Origin of the sequence: Geitlerinema sp. CS-897, assembly GCF_028368005.1 — a bacterium.
Lineage (GTDB): Bacteria > Cyanobacteriota > Cyanobacteriia > Cyanobacteriales > Geitlerinemataceae > Baaleninema > Baaleninema simplex.
Map to the genome: position 1 here is coordinate 1 of NZ_JAQNCQ010000375.1, position 3,575 is coordinate 3,575.

The window sequence follows — 3,575 nt, forward strand, 5'->3', positions numbered from 1 at the left end:
ATTAGAGCTAACGCCAACATTGGCTTGAAAAATCTAGCCTACAATATCCGTCGATATATCTTCTGGGAAACTCAAAAAGAATAACAGAATATTCTCGTTCTAAAACTTCTAAAATAGATGATTTTTCTCAAGAAAATACCTCTTAATATAGAAGAATAAAAAAGATGGTCTTCGAGATGTGAAAGACCATTTTATTTTTTTATTTTGAACTCAAATAATGAATTTTTCGAGGTTCCCTTCGGTTTTCGGAAGGAATCATATGTCCTTTATCAAGCCCAAAGCTCGCTCTGTAGTCTGGACTTGCAGTTTTAACCCAATTTGTGGGCAAACTGCTGTCGGATAGCCATGGGTAGTCAAATAAATCGGCAGAGTAGATCGAATTAGGGGGAAAGTTCGTGGGAGGATAGCCAATATCTTTTGCCTCATCCTTGTTTGGTCTCTTTATACTTCCTATCCATGACTTGTTAACTTGCCAACTTACCCAATTAGGTCCTTTAATCGCATCATTGTAAGATAGCGAGTATTGAGGCTTCTCAATCAGATAATTCTCGCGATGTGTATTTTCAAATGGTCGAGCCAAGGTAGGATTGCCTAACTTGAGATGAGCACTCTTAAAGAAAACATCATCCAGATAAACTGTACTGTCTCCTTCTAGAGTAAATTGCAACACTGCCGACTTACCTCGTAGATTCTCAGGAATATCTAAATGGAAGGTCTCCAATCCTTGTAAAGCATAATCAAGACTGTAAGTGTAGGGGTCTATATATTCTCCGTTAACATAATCGTAATAGCCAACGGCGCTTTCGCTTTCAGCCGGATTTTCAGCGAGCTTCAGATCGATTTCTCCTGCTGAAATCCACTCATCATCCGATTCCGTTCCTTTGATAGAAACTTTGAGAAGACCATCCTGGGGTTCCGGCACGTGCAAATCGAAACGCAATACGCCCCAATCGGGAACTACGAAGCGATTGTGCGTAATCTTGTCACCATCTCCCAGCTTCAGTGCATAATCCGTTTGATACCCATCCGAACTCGGATCGTTCCCCACCTTCCTCAAATGCTCTTCGAGAGTTCCGACATCCTTCAAATCCACCAACTGAGAAGTCGAAACCGCATCTTCTCCATTGTGGAACGACCAACCGGGAACCGCATCAGAAATCAAATTACGGAACCCATCCTTCGGCTGAAACACCGCATCAAAATTCCCATTAAACAGCGTCGGAACTGCAAAATCCCCCCGCATCGGCGCATCGTAAGTATTATCAAACGCCACCGGAACCCGTTCCACATCCGATGACGGACGCAAATTTAACGCCGCACCGCCTCCCAACACCGAATAGAACCAACCCGTACCAATCCCTTCCCAAGGCGCACTCTCTTCTCCATGAGCGAACTCCGACCCCAGATGGTCCGGCGAATACCAAGGACTCACGCGAGGAAACGCCTCATCATATAAGTGGTCGTAGTAACCATCTCCCCGACGGCGGAATAACGCTCCCTCATCCGACTCAGAATCGAACGGGAAATGAGTCGGGAACAAATCAGCCGTTCCTGCATACCAGTTGGGAACGCGCGTGTGAGTTCCCCCGAACCCGAAAAGAGGATCGGTTTCGCGAGTAAAGCCAGCTCGTCCGTCTTCGTAACCCTCCTCTCCCTGACGAGTTCCCAACTGTATTGAAACATCGGGTTCTCCCAGCAACGGCGCGTTGGGATCGGGATTCCGATTCGCCCATCCTTGACGGAGAAATTTTAGACCAGCGAGATCGATCGTTTCTGTTGTGGGAAGACGAGGAAGATCTCGACCGCCCGGCGTGAACGTCATTCCTTCCAGCTCGGGAACCGTCTGATAGTAATTATCGGCAAAGGTGACGTTCTCCCAAACTTGTACTTTCGGCTCCCGGAAATCGGAGAAATCAAAACCCAACAGTTCCAAACTCGGTTGATTGAAATCATGAGGATCGAGGGTCGTCATTTGCAAATCCCGAACGCTCGAACCGATTTTTCCACCCGCATTGGGGAAATACGTTCCCAAGCGCTGTACGATTTCACTGTTGACCACCGTACCGCGACTGAAGCCGATCAAGTGTAGGGGAGAGTCGAACAGCGCTCCCTGTTCGGCATCTGAGTTCGGTTTGAGCAAGTTGTCGAGCTGGACTAAGGAAGAAAATAGCGAGTCGGCGGCGGCTTCGGTAAACCCAGCGTCCGGAACTGCCGATTGTTCGCTAGTCAACCAATTGGGCAGCAGAACCAGCGGTTCGTTGTCTTGCAGGTAGCCTTCCTCTTGGATGTAGTTGCCCAGTTGAGTGAGATAGTCAGGGTTCCCAAGGCGGGAGCTGAGTTCAGGCTCTCGTCGTCCGTTCTTATCGACAGGAACCCAATAACCTGTGTTTGAATCGTAGTCCATGACTAGACCCTCGCGGTCTGGGCTACCTTGGGCAATACTGTGACCGAGTTGATAGTATCGCTCGGGGAGCTGAGACTGGCTATTAGTCGTTTGAGGCAGTTGGAATCCGTGAGTCAAAACGGTAACGCCACTGAAGGTATTGTCTCCGTTTTGAGCCGGTGGAACCGGCGTCCAGAATTCACCCACTTGGAACTGACGTTGTCCGTTGCTAAAGGCTTCTACTGCCCAGTTGTATTCTTGACCGGCAGTTAAGGTCAGCTCTTCAGGCAGCGTAAATCGTGTATTGGGCCCATCGGTAAATCGTATTCCATTACCCCACTGCCATTCTCCATCGCCATCACCACTTGGTGAATTGGCATCGTAGTAGCGGTTCCAAGTCGCCGTGAGAATGCGATTGGGATTGAAGTCGTAGAGTCCGAGGTCATCGTTCCAGCGACCGAGTAACTCTTCTTTCTCGCTCGAACTCAGTTGTTGGAAAGCCTCACCACCGACTTCTTCTACATCGAACCAGCGATCGCCCGGTAATAATCCTTCCCCTTCGTCAAAGGTGCTGAGGTAGAGATTGACTTGTTCGACGGAACCGGAGTCGAGGTCGTCAAATTCCCAGGTTAGGGTTGGAGTCAAAGCGTCTTCTGACCAAGTAGTGGTTGGAGGATTTAATGAAATATCCCACGCAGGTGTCGAAGCCACCGTGACACTGTAATCTTCACCCTCAGTACTGATGGGAGCCAAAGGATCGTCCGGATCGACCTCGTAGCGTTGTTCCCCAGTCGCGGGGTTTTCAATCGTCCTCAACCGTCCCGCCAGGAAAATATTTGGATTGATTTCCTCAATCGGTTGAGAGCGCAAGTCCTCCCAATGACTCGGGTTACTCGCCGTTGCCAACATCTGCTCGACCTCGAAAACGAAGGTACTTTCGAGTCCCGGATAGGCAGCGTACAAGGCTTTTCCGTCACCGGAGAGCGCCACGCCGTTGACCCGTGCTTCGGGGAGCGATCGCGTCCCCGCCACCAATTGCGGGTTGTCGCTCAGGGCGTCTTTAATAATGCCGATGTTGCCTTTACCGTTCCAACCGGGGAGTCCGAGACCCAAGGCGCGATAGTTATGACCGGCGACAAAGGCGTAGTGAGTGTCTTCGTAAGGAACCACAACCACTTCAACGGCTTCGTTG

The 3,575-nt window shown here is 49.5% G+C and carries 1 protein-coding gene; it reads right to left on the reverse strand.

Annotation, left to right across the window (positions count from 1 at the left end; translation table 11 throughout):
• Window positions 1–199 precede the first annotated feature (199 nt).
• A partial coding sequence (locus POG22_RS23720; RefSeq protein ID WP_498907369.1) for a DNA/RNA non-specific endonuclease occupies window positions 200–3,575 on the reverse strand: 3,376 nt, incomplete at its 5' end.